This window comes from Streptomyces sp. NPDC006624 (genome assembly GCF_040611555.1).
Classification (GTDB): domain Bacteria; phylum Actinomycetota; class Actinomycetes; order Streptomycetales; family Streptomycetaceae; genus Streptomyces.
Genome location: NZ_JBEXOM010000019.1, coordinates 65,269 through 84,827, shown reverse-complemented (window position 1 = coordinate 84,827; position 19,559 = coordinate 65,269). Strand labels below are relative to the sequence as shown.

18 protein-coding genes and 1 riboswitch are annotated in these 19,559 nt (G+C 72.8%); of the genes, 4 read left to right on the top strand and 14 right to left on the bottom strand.

Annotated features, from left to right (window positions below):
• Nucleotides 1-339: 339 nt before the first annotated feature.
• Nucleotides 340-1,512 carry an acyl-CoA dehydrogenase family protein gene (locus ABZY20_RS29000; RefSeq protein ID WP_356445156.1) on the bottom strand — a complete coding sequence of 391 codons (1,173 nt, stop codon included), beginning with the start codon at nt 1,510-1,512 and terminating at the stop codon, nt 340-342.
• A gap of 332 nt (nt 1,513-1,844) precedes the next feature.
• Here ABZY20_RS29000 and ABZY20_RS28995 point away from each other — a divergent pair, with 332 nt between their 5' ends.
• Nucleotides 1,845-3,113, top strand: coding sequence for a glycoside hydrolase family 18 protein (locus ABZY20_RS28995; RefSeq protein ID WP_356445154.1), 1,269 nt, complete (start codon nt 1,845-1,847; stop codon nt 3,111-3,113).
• A gap of 48 nt (nt 3,114-3,161) precedes the next feature.
• Here the strand turns inward: ABZY20_RS28995 and ABZY20_RS28990 are convergent, their stop codons facing one another.
• Together ABZY20_RS28990 and ABZY20_RS28985 are read right to left on the bottom strand one after the other, a co-directional pair.
• On the bottom strand, nt 3,162-3,818 hold the full coding sequence (locus tag ABZY20_RS28990; protein WP_356445152.1) for a TetR/AcrR family transcriptional regulator: 657 nt from the start codon (nt 3,816-3,818) through the stop codon (nt 3,162-3,164).
• A gap of 182 nt (nt 3,819-4,000) precedes the next feature.
• Nucleotides 4,001-5,380, bottom strand: a complete 1,380-nt coding sequence (locus tag ABZY20_RS28985; RefSeq protein ID WP_356445150.1) for a peptidase C39 family protein — start codon at nt 5,378-5,380, stop codon at nt 4,001-4,003.
• A gap of 241 nt (nt 5,381-5,621) precedes the next feature.
• Here ABZY20_RS28985 and ABZY20_RS28980 point away from each other — a divergent pair, with 241 nt between their 5' ends.
• On the top strand, nt 5,622-6,278 hold the full coding sequence (locus ABZY20_RS28980; RefSeq protein ID WP_356445148.1) for a hypothetical protein: 657 nt from the start codon (nt 5,622-5,624) through the stop codon (nt 6,276-6,278).
• A gap of 427 nt (nt 6,279-6,705) precedes the next feature.
• Nucleotides 6,706-8,568 (top strand): AAA family ATPase, encoded by a 1,863-nt coding sequence (locus tag ABZY20_RS28975; RefSeq protein WP_356445146.1) that lies wholly within the window; start codon nt 6,706-6,708, stop codon nt 8,566-8,568.
• Between the two features lie 23 nt (nt 8,569-8,591).
• Here ABZY20_RS28975 and ABZY20_RS28970 read toward each other — a convergent pair whose 3' ends face one another.
• The 10 genes from ABZY20_RS28970 to ABZY20_RS28925 all read right to left on the bottom strand — a co-directional run bounded on the left by ABZY20_RS28970 (nt 8,592) and on the right by ABZY20_RS28925 (nt 17,799).
• A complete protein-coding gene (locus tag ABZY20_RS28970) occupies nt 8,592-9,668 on the bottom strand; it encodes a hemolysin family protein (protein WP_356445145.1) in 1,077 nt (358 codons plus the stop codon).
• Nucleotides 9,665-10,999, bottom strand: a complete 1,335-nt coding sequence (locus tag ABZY20_RS28965) for a hemolysin family protein (protein WP_356445143.1) — start codon at nt 10,997-10,999, stop codon at nt 9,665-9,667. The genes ABZY20_RS28970 and ABZY20_RS28965 overlap by 4 nt, the downstream gene beginning before the upstream one ends.
• A 237-nt stretch (nt 11,000-11,236) precedes the next feature.
• Nucleotides 11,237-11,689 carry a PH domain-containing protein gene (locus ABZY20_RS28960; RefSeq protein WP_356445141.1) on the bottom strand — a complete coding sequence of 151 codons (453 nt, stop codon included), beginning with the start codon at nt 11,687-11,689 and terminating at the stop codon, nt 11,237-11,239.
• Nucleotides 11,690-11,702: 13 nt separating this feature from the next.
• Nucleotides 11,703-12,554: an ATP phosphoribosyltransferase gene (gene hisG, locus ABZY20_RS28955; protein WP_356445139.1), complete on the bottom strand. Its 852-nt coding sequence runs from the start codon at nt 12,552-12,554 to the stop codon at nt 11,703-11,705.
• 46 nt (nt 12,555-12,600) lie between these two features.
• Nucleotides 12,601-12,873 carry a phosphoribosyl-ATP diphosphatase gene (locus ABZY20_RS28950; protein ID WP_070030020.1) on the bottom strand — a complete coding sequence of 91 codons (273 nt, stop codon included), beginning with the start codon at nt 12,871-12,873 and terminating at the stop codon, nt 12,601-12,603.
• A gap of 34 nt (nt 12,874-12,907) precedes the next feature.
• Nucleotides 12,908-13,393: a 6,7-dimethyl-8-ribityllumazine synthase gene (ribH, locus tag ABZY20_RS28945; RefSeq protein ID WP_356445137.1), complete on the bottom strand. Its 486-nt coding sequence runs from the start codon at nt 13,391-13,393 to the stop codon at nt 12,908-12,910.
• Between the two features lie 20 nt (nt 13,394-13,413).
• The gene (locus ABZY20_RS28940; protein ID WP_356445135.1) at nt 13,414-14,706 is read right to left on the bottom strand and encodes a bifunctional 3,4-dihydroxy-2-butanone-4-phosphate synthase/GTP cyclohydrolase II; all 1,293 of its coding nucleotides are present in this window, start codon (nt 14,704-14,706) and stop codon (nt 13,414-13,416) included.
• Nucleotides 14,703-15,344, bottom strand: coding sequence for a nicotinamide mononucleotide transporter family protein (locus ABZY20_RS28935; protein ID WP_356445133.1), 642 nt, complete (start codon nt 15,342-15,344; stop codon nt 14,703-14,705). The genes ABZY20_RS28940 and ABZY20_RS28935 overlap by 4 nt, the downstream gene beginning before the upstream one ends.
• Nucleotides 15,341-15,949: a riboflavin synthase gene (locus ABZY20_RS28930; protein WP_356445132.1), complete on the bottom strand. Its 609-nt coding sequence runs from the start codon at nt 15,947-15,949 to the stop codon at nt 15,341-15,343. Before ABZY20_RS28930 ends, ABZY20_RS28935 begins: the two co-directional genes overlap by 4 nt.
• A 146-nt stretch (nt 15,950-16,095) precedes the next feature.
• A riboswitch (FMN riboswitch) is annotated at nt 16,096-16,226 on the bottom strand.
• A gap of 280 nt (nt 16,227-16,506) precedes the next feature.
• Nucleotides 16,507-17,799 carry an ROK family transcriptional regulator gene (locus tag ABZY20_RS28925; RefSeq protein WP_356445130.1) on the bottom strand — a complete coding sequence of 431 codons (1,293 nt, stop codon included), beginning with the start codon at nt 17,797-17,799 and terminating at the stop codon, nt 16,507-16,509.
• A 134-nt stretch (nt 17,800-17,933) separates the two neighbouring features.
• Here ABZY20_RS28925 and ABZY20_RS28920 point away from each other — a divergent pair, with 134 nt between their 5' ends.
• Nucleotides 17,934-19,139: an MFS transporter gene (locus tag ABZY20_RS28920; protein ID WP_356445129.1), complete on the top strand. Its 1,206-nt coding sequence runs from the start codon at nt 17,934-17,936 to the stop codon at nt 19,137-19,139.
• On the opposite strand, the gene ABZY20_RS28915 is transcribed toward ABZY20_RS28920, so the two are convergent.
• Nucleotides 19,099-19,557 (bottom strand): thioesterase family protein, encoded by a 459-nt coding sequence (locus ABZY20_RS28915; protein ID WP_356445127.1) that lies wholly within the window; start codon nt 19,555-19,557, stop codon nt 19,099-19,101. The two genes, ABZY20_RS28920 and ABZY20_RS28915, sit on opposite strands and share 41 nt — an antisense overlap.
• Between the last annotated feature and the right edge of the window lie 2 nt (nt 19,558-19,559).

Here is a 19,559-nt window from a genome sequence, read left to right as displayed (position 1 = left end):
GTGCGGGACCGGTGCGCCCGCTCACCGGAGCGCGTCCGGCCGGGAGGCACGACGGACCGGACGCCGCTGAACGCACGCCCGATTCCCTCCGCGGGTGACCTGTCCGGCCTCCGTCGCGTTGCCCTGGTATGACCCCCATCTCCTCAGCGACCGGGCGTCAGCGCCTCCTGTACGTCCCGCCGCCCGCTGAATCGGTTCGGCCGGGTCCGCCGCGGTATCAGGACCCGCCCATCTACCGCGATTTGATGCGCACCTGGGCCGAGGGTGGCCGCACCCTGCCGGGCCGGCACGACCCTGAGTGGATGCGGCTCGCGGCGCCCTGGCGGGGCCTGGACCAGTTCAGCGATGCTCCGGACCCACGAGATGGCGGGCGATGACCATCCGCTGGATCTGGTTGGTGCCCTCGACGATCTGCAGCACCTTGGCCTCGCGCATGTAGCGCTCGGCCGGGAAGTCGGCGGTGTAGCCGTAGCCGCCGAGGATCTGCACGGCGTCGGTGGTGACGCGCATCGCCGTGTCCGTGCAGTGCAGCTTCGCCATGGCCGCCTGCCGGGCGAAGGGCCGCCCGGCGTCGCGCAGCCGGGCCGCGGCGAGGTAGAGCGCGCGGCCCGCCTCGATCTGCGTCGCCATGTCGGCCAGCATGAAGCGCAGCCCCTGGAAGTCGGCGATCGGCTTGCCGAACTGGCGCCTCTCGGTCGCGTACCGCAGCGCCTCGTCGAGCGCCGCCTGGGCCACGCCGATCGCGCACGCCGAGATGCCGAGCCGCCCGGCGTCCAGGGACGACAGCGCGATCGCGAAGCCGTGGCCCTCCTCGCCGATGCGCCGGTCGTCGGAGACCCGGACGCCGTCGAAGTGGACCTGGGCCGTGGGCGAGCCCTTCATGCCCATCTTCTTCTCAGGGGCCGCGGCGCTGACCCCTTCGGCGTCGCCGGGGACCAGGAAGGCGGTGATGCCGCGCGGTCCCTCCGCGCCGGTGCGTGCCATGACCGTGTAGAAGTCGGCGATCCCGCCGTGGGTGATCCACGCCTTGGTGCCGGTGATCACCCAGTCGTCGCCGTCGCGCACGGCCCTGGTGCGCAGGGCCGCCGCGTCCGATCCGGAGTGCGGCTCGGAGAGGCAGTAGGCCCCGAGCTTCCCGCCGCCGAGCATCGCGGGCAGGTGCTCGACCTGCTGCTCCTTGGTGCCGTAGGCGGCGAGGGCGTAGGAGGCCAGGGTGTGGACGCTGACGCCGAGGCCGACGGTGAGGCGGGCCGCGGCGAGCTCTTCGAGCACCTGGAGGTAGACCTCGTAGGGCTGGTCGCCGCCGCCGTACTCCGCGTCGTAGGGCAGGCCGAGCAGGCCGGACCGGGAGAGCAGGGTGAACAGCTCGCGCGGGAAGCGGCCGGCTTCCTCCTCCTCGGCCGCGTGCGGGGCGATCTCCTGGGCCGCGATGTCGCGGACGAGTGAGATCAGGTCCCGGGCCTCCTCCGTGGGCAGTTGCCGGTCCACCGGCTGCGGGGCGCGGTCGGGCATGGCGACGCTCTCCTCCCTGTCGGGCACTGGCGGTCGGGCCCGTGGGTGGGGGCGGCGCCGCCTGGTCGTTCTGGTGCCTGGCCGATGCTTGCAGTCCCGGGTCGCGGAAGCTGCTGACCAGCGGCTGTGCGCTGTGAGTATGCCCGATCGGAGGCATCACGTCACCAGTTAACGACCGCTTACTTCAAGAATGGCCGACCATCCCCCTGCCGGGGAAATTGGTACGCACCATTGACCCAACTGGTCTAGTCCTCCTACCGTTTGGCCCACCGTTTCACCGCGTCCATGCCAATGGCCGCGCGCTCTCCCCTCCCCCCACGAGGAGACACCGGATGCACTACCCCCACACCTCCCGCTTCCGGGCCGTCGTGTCCGCGGCCTGCTGCGCCGTCCTCGGCGCCGGTCTGCTGGCCGGCGCGGGCACCACCTCCGCCACCGCGGCGACCTCGGCTCAGGAGGCCGCCGCGGACGCGAAGGCCGCCCCCGCCGCCCGGGCCGCCGGGTCCAAGGTCATCGGGTACTTCACGGAATGGGGCACCTACGACCGCAAGTACTACGTCAAGAACATCGAGACGTCCGGCTCGGCGGACAAGCTCACGCACATCAACTACGCCTTCGGCAACGTCACCGGCGGCAAGTGCGCCATGGGCGACGGCTACGCGGCCACCGACCGGGCCTACACCGCCGCCGAATCGGTCGACGGCCAGGCCGACACCTGGGACCAGCCGCTGCGCGGCACCTTCAGCCAGCTGCGCAAGCTGAAGCAGAAGCACCCGGACCTCAAGGTCCTGTGGTCCTTCGGCGGCTGGACCTGGTCGGCCGGCTTCGGGGAGGCCGCCAAGAACCCGGCCGCGTTCGCCCAGTCCTGCTACGACCTGGTCGAGAACTCCCGGTGGGCCGACGTCTTCGACGGCATCGACATCGACTGGGAGTACCCGAACGCCTGCGGCGCCACCTGCGACACCAGCGGCAAGGCAGCCTTCCGGGACCTGATGCAGGCGCTGCGCGCCAAGTTCGGCTCGCAGAACCTGGTCACCGCGGCGATCACCGCCGACGCCACCCCGGGCGGCAAGATCGACGCGGCGGACTACGCGGGCGCCGCGCAGTACGTCGACTGGTACAACCCGATGACGTACGACTTCTTCGGCGCCTGGGACGCCGCGGGACCGACCGCCCCGCACTCCCCGCTGACCTCCTACTCCGGCATCCCGAAGGCGGACAACCACAGCTCGGCGACCATCGCCAAGCTCAAGGGCCTCGGCGTCCCGGCCTCGAAGCTGCTGCTCGGCATCGGCTTCTACGGCCGCGGCTGGACCGGCGTGACCCAGCAGGCGCCGGGCGGCACCGCGACCGGCCCGGCGGCGGGCACGTACGAGCAGGGCATCGACGACTACAAGGTGCTCAAGGACAGGTGCCCGGCGACGGGGACGGTGGCCGGCACGGCGTACGCCAAGTGCGGCGGCGACTGGTGGAGTTACGACACCCCGGCGACCATCGCGGGCAAGATGGACTACAAGGACCGGCAGGGGCTGGCCGGCACCTTCTTCTGGGAGCTGAGCGGCGACACCGCGAACGGCGAGCTGATCAAGGCCATCAGGTAGGGCACCGGGCGAGGGGCGGAGGTCCGCTGCGGACCCTCCGCCCCTTTCTCATGCGCCCCGGCGGGCCGGCTGCGGGGCGGGGTAGGCGGGGTCGAGTTCCTCGATGGCGCGCAGGGCGCCGCCCAGTGTCTTCACCAGGAGTTCGCGCATGGTCTCGCGGGGCAGTTCGGGGCCGTCGATCCATTCGAGGGTGGCGCCCTCGACGCTGCACACCCAGGCCAGCAGGCCCATGCGCGCCAGCGGCGCGATGTCCAGCCGGCCGTACGCGCCCTCGGCGATGGTGGTGACGACCGCCTCGCGCACCCCGTCGCGGATGGCGTGCACCTCGGTGTCGAAGCCCACCCCGCCGCTGACGATCGTGCGGTACGCCGCCTGGTTGTGCTCGGCGTAGCGCAGATAGCTGTCGATGGTGCGCTGGACCCGGTCGACGGGGGGCAGTTCGGGACCGCCGGCCGCCAGGGTGAGCAGCTCGGCGACGGAGTCCTGGATGATCGCCAGGTAGTAGCCGCGCTTGGACTGGAAGTAGTAGTAGATCAGCCCCTTGGCGACGTGCGCCTGCCGGGCGATGTCGTCCATCGACAGCGCGTCGTACGACGTGTCGGCGAACAACCTCCGCCCGATGGCGATCAGTTCGGCTCGGCGCGCCGTCGAGCGCTCGGTGCCGCGGGCTCTGGGGCGCGCGGCAGGCTGTGGGCTGCTCTTCAATTTCGACCCTGGTCTCACGGGCGGGGGCGGGACATCCGCAGTATGGCAGGTCCCACACCCGTGCCGTGGGTCAGGTCACAGTGCCCCGGGGGGCCGGCCGCAGCGGCCCGGGCCGGGGCACGGGCCGTGCCACGACGGGTGGTTGGGGCGGCCGCGCGTGACCTCGGGACGGCCGCGCGGGGTCACGCGCGCACGCCCACCGCCGCCAGTGCCCTGCGCTGCGCCGCGCTCGGGCGCGCCGGGAAGTAGAGGTAGCAGACGCCGCCGGTGCCGGAGACGACCTTGCCGGAGGCGTTGTACCGCTTGGTCCGCAGCCAGATGTTCTCCCACTCGCGCCGCCGGTAGACGCGCCGCACGGCCTCGTTGCTCTCCGAGGCGGGGTCGTTGGCGATCACGTCGCCGTCGGCGGTGAAGCCGATGACGGTCATCAGGTGCCCGGCCGTGCCGTACCCGGCCCCGCTCAGCTCCTCCTTCAGGAAGGACTGGGAGGTGATGGCCGGGATGCCGGCGGCGATCAGCGTCTCCAGGTCGGTGAGCGAGCCGAGCCGGGTGACCACGCCCCGCAGGTCGTCGAAGGTGGCCGCGTAGGCGGCGTTGAACGGCCAGTTGCCGCAGCCGGCGTACTGGTAGTCGTAGGTGAACCGGGCCGCGTGGCACACCTGCGGGTCGGCGTACGACGGATCGACCCAGGCCAGTTGCTCCGGGGTGAGGCGGCCGCCCCAGTACTCGATGATCATCTGGGAGGACGTCGGGCTGCACCAGGCCTCGCCGCCGTTGTCGTACTCGGGGTACTGGCCCTTGTGGATCTCCTGCGAGTACCGCGGGACGTCCAGCTCCCCGGCGAAGCCGGGCACGGACGCCGGGACGGTGAACCGGTCGGGCACGTCCGAGCCCATCGCGCCGAGCCGCCACACGGTGGGCGTGGCCTTGGTGCCGGGCTTGCGGTACAGGGTCAGGCGCAGCCGGTACGAGGCGAGGCGCAGGCCCGTCGACGGGTCGTCGACCGCCAGGGTGTCGGTCCAGACGGTGCTCTTGCCGTCGCTCTGGTCGTCGACCGAGGTGCGCCGGATGTCCTGGTCGCCGGAGGCCCAGCGGCCCATCACGTACCAGGGGGTGCTGGTGCCGTCGGTGTAGGTGCCCTTGAGCTCGGCCTGGATCCAGGTGCCGGAGGGGGTGTGCGCGTTCCAGGAGACGACCGCTTCCGTCGCGGGGACGGCGAGCCGGTGGGTGGCGGACGTCCAGGTGCCGTACTCCCAGCGGGCGCTGGTGCCGGTGTGCGGGTCGGTGTAGCCGACGGTGCCGGCGGGCTTCGCGATCACCAGGCCGGGACGGGCACCGGCGACCGCACGGGTGCCCCGGCGGGTGCCGGCGTGCCAGTCGGCGTACGACCGCCACGCCCGGTTGTCGACCGTGCGGGACGGGACCGCCCGGCCGGCGTCCGCGGGGTGGGTCTTCATGGGGGCCTCGGGGTCGGCGGCCGCCGGTCCCGCGCTCGCGGTGACGGCTGCGGCGACGGCGGCGGCCAGGACGGTTCTGCGGGACGGCTGTTCGACTCTGCTCATGGCGGGTCCCCGGTGGTCGGAGGCGGGCAGGGCGGGCAGGTCCGTTGCACGGTCGGTCGCACACGTGTGTGCGCCGTATATGGCTGTGCGCCACATATGAGCACAGCCCGCCCGGTCCTGCCAGCACTTCGACCCGCGTCGCGCCCACCAATATTGGCGTCGACCAGTGGCACCGGCGGCGGCCGCGGCACGCCACCGCGGCGGCACGGCGGCGTCCTGCCGTCGTTAGAGTGCTCGCGAGATGAATCCGACCTTCCGCCCGTCACCGGGATCCGCCGTCCGCGAGCTGGCCCGCCGGATCCGCCGCCTTCCCCCGTCCTGCGGCCCGGTCCGGCTCGTCGGCGTCGACGGCCACGCCGGATCCGGGAAGAGCACCTTCACCGCGGAGCTGGCGGCCGGGCTGGGCGGCGCGCCGGTGCTGCGCCTGGACGACATCGCCAGCCACGGCGAACTGTTCGACTGGACGGGGCGGCTGCTGGAGCAGGTGATCGAGCCGCTGTCCCAGGGCCGGACCGCGCACTACGCCCCCTACGACTGGCGGACCCGCCGCTTCGGTCCCCCGCGTCCGCTGCCGCCCGCCCCGGCGGTCCTCCTGGAGGGCGTCGGCGCGGGACGCCGGGTGCTGCGCCCCAGCCTCGCCCTGCTGCTGTGGATGGAGCTGCCGTGCGAGGAGGCCTGGGCGCGGGGCCGGGCGCGGGACGGGGAGGAGCAGCGGGACTTCTGGGACGGGTGGATCCCGGCGGAGCGGCGGCACTTCGCCGGCGACCCCTCGCGGCCCTTCGCGGACCTCTTGGTGCGGCAGCGAAAAGAGGGATATGAGGTGCTTTCGGGGCCCGCGGGAACCGTTGAATCGAACCAGTCCGTCACGCACGGTGACGGACCGCCCGCAGTGTGCTGAACATGTGAAGGGCCGTGCCGGACAACTCGCCGGAGTGCCTCAACTCCGCTTGACCGGGGGCCCGTACAGGTCTTACGTTCTCAATGTGCGGCCTCGGAGCCGCCCAGAGACGCGAAGCCCCCGGTTGTTCCCCCGTGATCGGGGGCTTCGTTCTGTCCTCGTCCGGCTTTCCGCCCCCCGCGCGGCGCCGAACGCTCACCCTGGGTCACCGTCCACGGCCCGCCCGCACCGCTCCCACCTCCCCGAACGACCCGTGCGGCCCTCTACGGACGCGCCGCCCCCGCAGGTACGATGCCCTCGTCGCGACCTGCGGACGGTTGCTGCGTGCACGGCAACTCCGGTCCGTGGCACAGCGGTTCGAACAGGGCAGCCGGTCGGGGGACGGCTCGTTGGCATACCGACGGGGGCACGGTTCGTGGGGGACGGGATGGACTTCGGCACGCAGGGCCCTCAGGCCCCGGCCGACCTCGCCTGGCTGCGAGGCGTCGACGCCTACACCATGGGCGCCTACCCGCAGGCGGAGGAGGAGTTCCGCGCCGCGGTGCGGATGGACCCCGCCATGGCCGACGGCTGGCTGGGGCTGCACGCGCTGCGCGTCGACACGACGACCGCGCTGCTCAGGATGTTCCGCCACCGGGAGCGCTTCGGCGAGCAGCGCACCCGCTACCGCCGCACCCTCAACTCCTGGTACTGGCTGGGCTGGTGGGTGCAGCCGGTGCTGGAGAGCCCCCGGGACCTGCTGCTCGCGCACGCCTCGCACTGGCTGGACGGGCGGCACGTCCCCGAGCTGGACCGGGCCCTCGCGGGGCTGCCCCCGGTGGACGCCGACCACCAGGTCCGCTTCCTGCACGCCTGCCGCGCCTACCTCGTCAAGGACTGGGAGCAGCTGGTCCGCCACACCGACCCGCTCCTCGACGACCCGATGCTCGGCATCGAGGCGGGGCTGTTCGGCGGGATGGCCCGGGTCCGGCTGGAGATGTACGGGCAGGCCGAACCGCTGCTGTCCGCCGCGCTGATGCGCTGCCGCAGCGAGCAGCCCCAGCGCAAGGAGCTGCGCTACTGGCTGGCCCGGGCCCACGAGGGCACCGGCCGCAGCGCCGCCGCACTCCCCCTGTACCGGGCCGTGCACCGCGTCGACCCGGCCTTCATGGACACCTCGGCCCGGCTCGCCGCGATCGCCGAGGGCGACGGCTACGACGACTCCGCCGACCTCGCGGCGATCACCCTCACCGGTGTCGGGCAGGACGCCGGGGACGGGCCGGACGGGTTCGACGCGCTGTTCGGCCTGGAGGGGCGTGATCTGAGGCTGCCCGACCCGGAGCCGCCGGTCTCCGCTCCGCTGCCGCCGATGACGGGCCCGGCCGTCCGCGCCAAGGCCGGCCCGGTGCCGTCCCTGCCCACCGGGCCGACCGACCCCGCGTTACTGGAGGAGGCGCTCGCCGAACTCGAGCGCATGGTGGGCCTGGAGCCGGTGAAGCGCCAGGTCAAGGCCCTCTCCGCGCAGCTGAACATGGCCCGGCTGCGGGCCGGGCAGGGCCTTCCGGTCCAGCCGCCGAAACGGCACTTCGTCTTCTCCGGCCCCTCCGGCACCGGCAAGACCACCGTCGCCCGCATCCTCGGCCGCGTCTTCTACGCCCTCGGGCTGCTCGGCGGCGACCACCTCGTGGAGGCCCAGCGCGCCGACCTGGTCGGCGAGTACCTCGGGCAGACCGCTGTGAAGGCCAACGAACTGATCGACTCCGCCCTCGGCGGTGTGCTCTTCGTCGACGAGGCGTACGCGCTGTCCAACTCGGGCTACGGCAAGGGGGACGCCTACGGGGACGAGGCCCTGCAGGTGCTGCTGAAGCGGGCCGAGGACAACCGCGACCACCTGGTGGTGATCCTGGCCGGCTACCCGGAGGGCATGGACCGGCTGCTCGCGGCGAACCCCGGGCTGTCGTCCCGCTTCACCACCCGCGTCGACTTCCCCTCCTACCGGCCGCTGGAACTCACCGAGATCGGCAAGGTGCTCGCGGCGGAGAACGGCGACCTGTGGGACGAGGAGGCCCTCGACGAGCTGCGGTCCATCGCCGGCCACGTGGTGGAGCAGGGGTGGATCGACGAGCTGGGCAACGGGCGGTTCCTGCGGACGCTGTACGAGAAGAGCTGCGCGTACCGGGATCTGCGGCTGTCCGTGTATCCCGGGGCGCTGGGCCGGGACGACCTGGCGACGCTGCGGCTGCCCGACCTGATGCAGGCGTACGGGGAGGTGCTGTCCGGGCGGGGCCCGCAGGATCCGCCCGGACCGTGACGTACCGGCGAGAGGGCCGGGCGCTACGTCGCCAACACCTCCTCGCCCGACCTCGGCTCGGTCAGCCGTACCTCGTGCACCTGGCGATGCGCGGGATCCCGCACCTCTCCCACCAGCAGCTCCAGTACGTCCTCCAGTGCCACAAGACCGAGCACCTTCCCGGACTTGTCGGCCACCTGGGCCAGGTGCGTCGCCGCCCGCCGCATCACGGTCAGCGCGTCGTCCAGCGGCAGCTCCGGCCGCAGGGTCGTCATCGGCCGCCACAGCTGCTGCGGCACGGCCCGGTCCGAGTCCTCCAGGTCCAGGACGTCCTTGACGTGCAGGTAGCCCATGAACGCGCCGCTGTCCGCGGCGACCGGGAAGCGGGAGTAGCCGGTGCGGGCGGTGAGTTCCACGATCCGGCCGGGCGTGACCGACGGGCTGACCGTCACCAGGCACTCGCGCCGGAGCAGGACGTCCGTCACCGGGCGGGAGCCCAGCTCCAGGGCGTCCTCCAGGCGCTCGGCCTCCTCGGGGTCGAGCAGGCCCGCCTGGCCCGCGTCCTCCACGAGCCGGTTGAGCTGCTCGCTCGTGAAGACGGCCTCCACCTCGTCCTTGGGCTCGACGTTGAACAGCCGCAGGATGCCCTGGGAGCAGGCGCCGAGGGCGGCCGTGATGGGCCTGCAGAAGCGCGCGAACCAGACCAGTCCGGGGCCGAGCCACAGCGCGGCCCTCTCCGGCGCCGCCATCGCCAGGTTCTTCGGCACCATCTCGCCGATGACGAGGTGGAAGAAGACCACGGCGGCGAGGGCGATGACGTAGGTGAGCGGATGGATCACGCCGTGCGGCAGGTGGACCCACTCGAAGACGGGCTCCAGCAGATGCGCGACCGTCGGCTCGGCGACCGCGCCGAGGGTCAGCGAGCACACGGTGATGCCGAACTGGGCCGCCGCCATCATCTGCGGCAGCCGCTCCAGACCGTGCAGGACCTGCCGGGCCCGGGCCGTGCCGAGCGGCTCGATCTGGCTGCGGCGTACCGAGACCAGCGCGAACTCGGCGCCGACGAAGAAACCGTTGGCGAGTACGAGCAGCGCGGCGAAGAGGAGTTGCAGGACGCTCATCGGGCGGCCTCCGCCCTGGCGGCCACGGGGGCGGTCCGCACGAGCCGGACCCGCTCCGCACGGTAGTGGCCGACCTGGCGCACCGCCAGGCGCCAGCCGGGCAGCTCCGCCCGGTCGCCGACGGCCGGGATGCGGCCCAGCAGGTCGGCGATCAGGCCGGCGACCGTCTCGTACGGGCCCTCCGGGACGTCCAGGCCTATGCGCTGCAGGACGTCGACCCGGCAGCTGCCGTCGACGTCCCAGGCGGGCCTGCCGTCCTCCGGCGGGGCGGAGACCAGCTCGGGCAGGTCGTGCCCGTCGTGCTCGTCGCGGACCTCGCCGACGAGTTCCTCGACGATGTCCTCCAGGGTGACGACCCCGGCGGTGCCGCCGTACTCGTCGACGACGACCGCGATGGGCTGTTCGCTGCGCAGCCGGGCCAGCAGCGGGCGCACGGGCAGGGTCTCGGGGACGAGCAGCGCCGGGCGGGCGATCCGGCCGACGGGCGTGCGCAGCCGGTCCTGCACGGGCACCGCGAGGGCGTCCTTGAGGTGGACCATGCCGACGACCTCGTCGATCCGCTCCCGGTAGACGGGGAAGCGGGACAGGCCGGTGGCGCGGGTCAGGTTGACCACGTCCTCGGCGGTGGTGGAGGACTGCAGGGCGCTGACCTTCACGCGCGGCGTCATCACGTGCTGCGCGGTCAGCTCGCCCAGGGACAGGGTCCGCACGAAGAGGTCGGCCGTGTCCTGCTCCAGGGCGCCGGCGCGGGCGGAGTGGCGGGCCAGGGAGACCAGTTCGCCGGGGGTGCGGGCGGAGGCCAGTTCCTCGGTGGGCTCGATGCCCAGCGCCCGTACGAGCCGGTTGGCCACGGCGTTCAGGCCCGCGATGACCGGGCGGAACAGCCGGGCGAAGACGTGCTGCGGGCCCGCGACGAAACGCGCGACCTGCAGCGGCCGGGACACCGCCCAGTTCTTGGGCAGGAGCTCGCCGATCACCATCTGCACGGCGGAGGCCACCAGCATGCCGACGACGACCGTGACCCCGGGGACGGCTCCTCGGGGGATGCCGAGCGAGGTGAACGGGCCGTGCAGCAGCCCGGCGAGCGCCGGTTCGGCGAGCATGCCGACGACGAGGGAGGTGATGGTGATGCCGAGCTGGGTGCCGGAGAGCTGGAAGGACAGTTCCTTGAGTGACGCGACGACGCGCCGGGCGCGCCGGTCGCCCTCGGCGGCGGCCTTCTCGGCTTCCGCCCGCTCGACCGTCACGAGGCCGAATTCGGCCGCCACGAAGAATCCGTTGGCGAGAATCAGCAGGAACGCGGCTGCCAGGAGCAGCAGGGGGATGGTCATGATGCCGCCGCCTCCGCACGGTCGCGGACGCGGTCCGCGCTATGTCGGCAGGGGGCGGCGCAGGTACTGCAGGACGATCCGTCCATCGCCGGAGAGGGTCACTCCTCGGTTAGCAGGAGCCCCTGGCGCACCGGGCGGGGCGGCAGGGGCGGAGGCGCGTCCGTTCGCGCCTCCGCCAACAGATTAATCAAGACACGGCCCGGTGCGGCAGTGGCGGCCGCCCGCGGGCTCCGCCGGTCAGTCCTGGCGCGGCTCGGGGCGGGCGACGGAACGGGCCTCGGCGAGCGCCCGCAGGGCCCGGGCGTCGGTGAGGGCGCGCTGCCTGGCGATGCCGGGCTGGATGCCGAGGGCGGGCAGGCTGGTGCCGTCGCTGAGGTTGAGGAACACCCAGGGGTCGCCGGGCCGGAGGGTCACCTGGAGGATCTCCGCCCACTCCAGCCGGCGCTTGTTGGTGAGATTGACGACAGTGACGCCGTCCTCGTCGGCGACGACCTTGGGCCGCGCCAGCAGGAGCAGCACGGCGTCCAGCAGGAGCGCCGTGAAGACGAAGCTGAGCCGCTCGCCGGGGCTGAGCTTCAGCAGCATCGCGACGGCGGTGATCACCACGAAGATCGCGACGGCGGCACCGATCAGCACCGCGCGGGTGCTGCCCGGCCGGAAGGTGACGGGCAGGGTGGGCAGGTCGGACATCGGTGGGCGCCCCTCAGAGCCGGCAGGCGTGGATGGCCGTGGTCAGGATGGCCCGGGCGCCGATGTCGTACAGGTCGTCCATGATCCGCTGCGCCTCCTTGGCGGGGACCATCGCGCGGACGGCGACCCAGCCCTCGTTGTGCAGCGGGGAGACGGTCGGCGACTCCAGGCCGGGGGTGAGCGCGACGGCCTTCTCGAGCTGCTCGACGCGGCAGTCGTAGTCCATCATCACGTACGTCCGGGCGACCAGGACGCCCTGCAGGCGCCGCAGGAACTGCTGCACCTTGGGGTCGTCGCCGTCGGCGCCGGTGCGGCGGATGACGACGGCCTCGGACTGCATGATCGGCTCGCCGACGACCTCCAGGCCCGCGTTGCGCAGGGAGGTGCCGGTCTCGACGACGTCGGCGATGACCTGGGCGACGCCGAGCTGGATGGCGGTCTCGACGGCCCCGTCGAGGTGCACGACGGAGGCGTCGATGCCGTGCTCGGCGAGGTGCCTGTCGACGATGCCCTCGTAGGAGGTGGCGATCGTCCTGCCCTTGAGGTCCGCCAGGTCGCCGCCGACGGTGCCCGGCCTGGTGGCGAACCGGAAGGTCGAGCGGGCGAAGCCCAGCGGCAGGATCTCCTCGGCGTCGGCGCCGGAGTCGATCAGCAGGTCCCGGCCGGTGAGGCCGATGTCGAGCTGTCCGGACGCGACGTAGATCGCGATGTCGCGGGGGCGCAGGTAGAAGAACTCGACCTCGTTGGTCGGGTCGACGATCCGCAGTTCCTTGGAGTCGCGGCGCTGCTGGTAGCCGGCCTCATGCAGCATCTCCGCCGCAGGGCCTGACAGGGAACCCTTGTTGGGGACGGCGATGCGCAGCATGAGGTCGGCTTCCTTTGCGTATGTGTCGTGCGGGGACGGGTGCGGCTTACAGGTGGGCGTAGACGTCGTCGAGGGAGATGCCGCGGGCGACCATCATCACCTGGACGTGGTAGAGCAGCTGCGAGATCTCCTCGGCGGCTGCTTCCTTGCCCTCGTACTCGGCGGCCATCCACACCTCGGCGGCCTCCTCGACGACCTTCTTGCCGATGGCGTGGACGCCCTTCCCGACCAGTTCCGCGGTACGGGAAGTGGCGGGGTCGCCCTGAGCGGCCTTGTGCTGGAGCTCGGCGAAGAGCTCCTCGAACGTCTTCTTGGACATGGTGACGCTCAGCCTATGCCACAGGTGGCTTCCGTCAGCGCCAGGGTTCGGATACTGAGCGGAGCGTCGCCGCGGTCGCCACCGCCGCCGTCACCGCCTCGTGCCCCTTGTCCTCGCTGGAGCCCTCGATTCCGGCGCGGTCGAGGGCCTGCTCCTCGGTGTCGCAGGTCAGTACGCCGAACCCGACGGGGACGCCGGTGTCGACGGACACCTGGGTGAGGCCCTGGGTCACGCCCTGGCACACATAGTCGAAGTGGGGGGTTCCGCCGCGGATGACGACGCCGAGGGCGACGATCGCGTCGTAGCCGCGGCCCGCGAGGACCTTGGCGACGACCGGGAGCTCCCAGCTGCCGGGGACCCTGAGCAGGGTCGGCTCGTCGATGCCCAGGTCGTGCAGGGCGCGCAGGGCGCCGTCGACCAGACCGTCCATCACCTTCTCGTGCCACTGCGCCGCGATGACGGCGACCCGGAGGTCACCCACATTGCGTACGGTCAGCTCCGGTGCACCCTTGCCGCTCACGTCTCTCCCTTTGCGCTCTCTTACTGGTTGCCGCAGGCCGGCACGGTGGTCGTGTCCAGCCAGGGCAGGTCGTGGCCCATCCGGTCCCGCTTGGTGCGCAGGTAGCGGAGGTTGTGCTCGCCGGCGCTCACCGGCATCGGCACACGGGCCTTGACCGTGATGCCGTGGCGGACGAGCGCGTCGGTCTTGTCGGGGTTGTTGGTCAGCAGGCGGACGCCGCGCACGCCGAGGTCGGCGAGGATCTGCGCGCCGGCGGCGTAGTCGCGGGCGTCGGCGGGCAGGCCGAGTTCGAGGTTGGCGTCGAGGGTGTCGCGGCCGCGCTCCTGCAGTTCGTAGGCGCGCAGCTTGGACATCAGACCGATGCCGCGGCCCTCGTGTCCGCGCAGGTAGACCACCACGCCGCGGCCCTCGGACTGGATGCGGGCCAGGGAGGCGTCCAGCTGGGGGCCGCAGTCGCAGCGGGCGGAGCCGAAGACGTCGCCGGTGAGGCATTCGGAGTGGACGCGCACCAGGACGTCGTCGCCGTCGCCGATCTCGCCGTGCACCAGGGCGACGTGCTCGACGCCGTCGACCGTGGAGCGGTAGCCGTAGGCGGTGAACGTGCCGTGCGCGGTGGGCAGTTGGGTCTTCGCCTCGCGGCGCACGGTCGGCTCGCTGCTGCGGCGGTAGGCGATCAGGTCCTCGATGGAGATGATCGTCAGGCCGTGCTTGCGGGCGAAGGGCACCAGCTCGGGCAGGCGCAGCATGCGGCCGTCCTCGCCGGCGATCTCGACGATGGCGCCGGCCGGGCGCAGGCCCGCGAGCCGGGCGAGGTCGACGGCGGCCTCGGTGTGGCCGTTGCGGGTGAGGACGCCGCCGGGCCGGGCGCGTAGCGGGAAGATGTGGCCGGGGCGGACGAAGTCGTCGGGGCCGGAGACCCCGTCGGCGAGCAGCCGGAGCGTGGTGGCGCGGTCGGAGGCGGAGATGCCGGTGCTCACGCCGTGCGCGGCGGAGGCGTCGACGGAGACCGTGAAGGCGGTCTTCATCGACTCGGTGTTGTCCTCGACCATCTGCGGGAGCCGCAGGCGGTCCAGTTCGTCGCTCTCCATGGGGGCGCAGATCAGGCCGCGGCACTCGCTCATCATGAAGGCGACGATCTCGGGCGTGGCCTTCTCGGCGGCGATGACGAGGTCGCCCTCGTTCTCCCTGTCCTCGTCGTCGACGACCACGACCGGGCGGCCCGCCGCGATATCGGCGACGGCCTGCTGGACGGGGTCGAGCGCGAGGTCCTCGAACGCACCGTCGGTGCTGTACAGGATCGGTGCCGTGCTCATGCCGGCGCTCCTTCCAGGGTGGGCCGCGCGGCCTGACGCGAGCGCAGCCACCAGTCGCGCAGGCCCCACAGGACGAGCGCGCCGTAGATGACGTAGACGAAGCCGGAGAAGGCGTAGCCGTTGGCGAAGTTGAGGGGGACGCCGACCAGGTCGACGAGGAGCCAGGCGAACCAGAACTCGACCATGCCGCGGGCCTGGGCGTACATCGCGACGATGGTGCCGACGAAGATGTAGGCGTCCGGCCAGGGGTCCCAGGACAGGGTGGGGTACGCCGTGAACAGCAGCGCCACCGCGACCGTGCCCGCGGCGGCGGCCGCGGCCATCGCGGCGCGCTCGCGCCGGGTGGCGAACCGCACGGCGATCTGGCCGTCCTCCGCCCGGCCCTTGCCGCGCTGCCACTGCCACCAGCCGTACAGGGCGACGAGCATGACGACGGCCTGCTTGCCCGCGCTGCCGGTGAGGTGGCCGAAGAAGGCGCCGAAGAGGATGAGCCCGGCCAGGAACTGCACGGGCCAGGTCCAGAGGGAGCGTCGCCAGCCGAGGGCGAGGGCGGCCAGGCCGAAGAGGTTGCCGACCATGTCGGACCAGAGGATGTGCTGGCCGAAGAGGACGAACGCCTCGGAGTTCAGCGTGTTCACCGGGCCGCCCCCTGCGCGCGGTCGCCGAGCATGCGCTCGACGTACTTGGCGATGACGTCCACCTCGAGGTTGACCGGGTCGCCGGGCTGCTTGTGGCCGAGCGTGGTCAGGGCGAGGGTGGTGGGGATGAGGCTGACGGTGAAGTGGTCGGGGGCGGCGTCGACGACGGTGAGGCTGATGCCGTCGACGGTGATGGAGCCCTTCTCGACGACGTACCGGGTGAGGTCCGCGGGGAGGGAGATCTTCACGATCTCCCAGTGCTCCGACGGCTCGCGCTCCAGGATCTCGCCGGTGCCGTCCACGTGGCCCTGCACGATGTGCCCGCCGAGGCGTTCGCCGACGGCCATGGGGCGTTCGAGGTTGACGCGGGAGCCGGCCCGGAGGGCGCCGAGGCTGGAGCGGCGGAGCGTCTCGGCCATGACGTCGGCGGTGAACTCGTCGCCCTCGTGGTCGACGACCGTGAGGCAGACGCCGTTGACGGCGATCGAGTCGCCGTGCTTCGCGCCCTGGGTGACGACGGGGCCGCGCAGGCGGAAGCGACAGGCGTCGTCGAGGGTCTCGACGGCGGTGACCTCGCCCAGCTCTTCGACGATTCCGGTGAACACTTCCCGGGTCCTCCTGCCTCTTCGGGCACGGACTCCGGGGCTGCCGAGGACGGCAGAGAACACGAGCGGGGACACCGGGGACGACGCCGGAACGGAGACCGCCCAGAGGACGGACTTCATCGGCGGCGCGCATGGATGCCCGCTCGCCGCGCACTGCCTCCCATCCGGACTTTAACCGTCGGTCCAGGAATTTCACCTGGTCAACCGGCCGCTGGAGGCGACCGGGTCGCGGACTGTAACCGCCGGTTCGGACTTTCACCGACCCCGGAGTGCGCTGCTACTGGTACAGGGCCAGTGTGCCACGCCTGATCCACGTTCAGAGAGGCAGGGGGTGTGGGGTGGCTCACAGACCGTGTCCCCACCCTTCCCGTGCGCGACGGGTGCCCCGACGTCCGCTGCGGCGGCGGGGATTGACGACGCGTTGTGGTACATACCTATTGACTCAGTGGTCTAGTCCTTTCTAGGGTCGTCGCCGGGCTCGGCACCGCCCCTGTGACCGGCCCGGCGGCGGTGACGACGGCCCTTGCCCGCCGTCGGGCCTTCCACGCCTCGCGGCCCTACCGCCCGGCCGGCGGCCGCCCCGGCCGCTCCCCCGCCGTGAACAGCTCCTCCTGGGCGCGGTCGCGTGCCGTCAGGAGGGCACCGCGCAGAACGGCGCCGCCCCCGAGCCGGGTCGGCCGCACCTCGGTCGGCAGCGGTGTCATCCGGGCGAGGTGCTCCTGCACGCGCCGGGCGAGCTCCTCGCCCCCCGCCCGGCCCACCTCGCCGCCGAGCACCACGCAACCGGGGTCGAGGATCGCCACGACCGAGGCGGCACCTACGGCGAGACGGCCGGCGAGGGCGTCCAGGAAGCGGGTGGCGGGGCCGGCGCCCGCGTCCTCCTCCCCCACCAGCTCCGCGGCCGACCGCACCACCGCGGCCGCCGCGCGCACCACAGCCGGCTCCTCCCCCGCCGCCGGAGCCCCGTGGCCCTCCACGGCAAGCCCGCACTCCGCCGCCGCGTGGCCCCCCAAGGGAAGCCCGCACTCCGCCGCCAGCTCCACCACCGCGGCCGACGAGGCCAGCGAATGGAAGCCCCCCTCGCAGTCGGTCGCGGACGGCAGCGCGCTCGTGCCGGGCACCGGCAGGAAGCCGATCTCGCCGGTGCCGCCGGAGGCGCCGCGGCGCAGCGCCCCGTCGAGGACGACCGCGGCGCCCGTGCCGTGGCCCAGCCACAGCAGGACGAACGTGTCGCGGTCCCGGGCCGCCCCGTCGCGCTGCTCGGCGAGCGCCGCGAGGTTGGTCTCGTTCTCCACGCTCACCCGGGCCTCGGGCAGCCGCTCCTGCAGGGCGGCGACGAGGCGGCGGTGCCACTCCGGCAGCCCGGAGGAGTCGCGGAGTTCGCCGCTGGCCGGGTCGATCAGCCCGGGCGCCCCGATGCCGACGGTGTGCAGCCGGTCCGCGCCGGCCTCCTTCACCGCGCGCTCGACCAGCGCGACCGCCTGCTCGACGGCGGGACCGGTCCCCGCGTCGTCGCCGATCGGCACCGACGCCTCGGCCAGCACCCGGCCGACCAGGTCCGCGACGGCCAGGGCGACACCCTCCGTCCGCACGTCCAGCGCCGCGAGGTGCGCCCGGTCCGCGACGATGCCGTACACCTTGGCGTTGGGACCGCGCCGCTGCTCCCCCGCCTCGCCGACCACCGCGATCAGGCCGGCGGCGGTGAGGCGTTCGACGAGGTCGGCGACGGTCGGCCGGGACAGACCGGTCAGCTGCTTCAACTGCCCTGCCGTCAGCGGGCCCTCCTGCTGGAGCAGACGCAGGGCGAGCCGGTCGTTGATGGCCCGGGCGGTGCTCGGGGATGCGGGCATGCCGGGATCCTTCCAGATCGGCGGGTCCGCGGGCCGGGTCCGCCGGGAAACCTCTTATTATCAGGCAGGGTTCCTGATAGTTTACGCGCGCACGTCGTGTGCGCACCGCGGAGAGACCGGAGGGGGGCCGCAGAATGGGCAAGGTGGTCGACGAACTGCGCGAGGTGAAGCGGTCGCGGTACGCCGTGGCCGCCGTCTTCGCCGTGCACGGGGCGGTGACCGGTTCCTTCGCCACTCGGGTGCCGTGGATCCAGGACCACGCGGGCGTGAGCGCGGGCCAGTTGGGGATCGCGCTCGCCTTCCCGGCGCTGGGCGCGTCCGTCGCGATGCCGCTGGCCGGCAGCATCAGCCACCGCTTCGGCGCCCGCAACGCGCTGCGCGGGCTCATCGCCCTGTGGACGATGTCGCTGGTGCTGCCCTCGCTCGCCCCGAACCTGATCACGCTCTGCCTGGCCCTGTTCGTCTACGGCGCCACGGCGGGCATGGCGGACGTGGCGATGAACGCGCTGGGCGTCGAGGTCGAGAACCGGCTGCGCCGTTCGATCATGTCCGGGCTGCACGGCATGTGGAGCGCGGGCGCCCTGATCGGCTCGGCGGCCGGCACGCTCGCCGCGCACCTCGGCTCGGACGCCCGGCTGCACCACGCCCTGGCCGCCGTGGTCCTCACGGCCGTCGGTGTGCTGTGCTGCCAGTGGGTGCTCGACCTGCAGCCCGCCGAGGACGAGGCGCCGCCGCCGCGGTTCGCGCTGCCGCCCCGGTCGGCGCTGCTCATCGGCGCGATCGGGTTCTGCGCGGTGTTCGCGGAGGGCGCCAGCCTGGACTGGTCGGCGGTCTACCTGCGCGAGCAGCTGGAGACCTCGGCCGGTCTGGCGGCGGCCTGCACGACCGGTTTCACGCTCACGATGGCCCTCGCCCGGATCGCCGGTGACAAGGTCGTGGACCGCTTCGGCGCCGTGCGGACGGTGCGGGCGAGCGGGGTGTTCGCCGTGCTCGGCGGAGTGCTGATCGTCGTCGCGGAGCACCCGGCGACGGCCATGACCGGGTTCGCGCTCATGGGGCTGGGCATCGCCGTCGTCGTGCCGCTGTGCTTCGCGGCGGCCGGGCGCAGCGGCTCCAACCCGAGCCTGGCCATCGCCGGTGTCGCGACGATCACGTACACCTCGGGCCTGATCGCGCCGAGCGCGATCGGCATGCTGGCCCAGGCGACGAGCCTGATGGTGTCGTTCTGCCTGGTGACGGTGCTGTCGGGTGGCCTGCTGGCGTTCGCGGGGGTGCTGCGCCCCGGCGAGCGGTCGAGGGTCAGCCGGCCGGAAGCAGCAGTTCCCGACCCGCGGCCCTGAACTCCTCGCTCCAGGGGGCCGGGCGCAGGGTGGCGGCGTCCAGCCGGACCAGCACCCGGCTCCCCCGGGCGTACGTGGTCGCCCCGTCCGCGGAGCAGAAGCGGAAGCCGTACGTCAGCCCGGTCGTGCCCAGGCGCTCCAGCCAGAGGTGGACGGCGTAGGTGCCCGGGCGGTTCACCGGGGCCTCGTAGCCGATCCGCAGTTCCCTGACCGCGTTGCAGGCGTCGCCGGCGGCCGCCCAGTCGCCGTCGAAGCGGATGCCCCGCTCCTGCCACAGCTCGACCCAGGCCCGCTCCACCAGCAGCGGGTAGCGGGCGTTGTGCAGCAGTCCGAGCGCGTCGAGGTCGTCGAAGTGGACGGTGACGGGGACCAGCCGGCCGTGGGACAGGGCGGGGGTGGACAGGGCTTCGGCGGTCACGT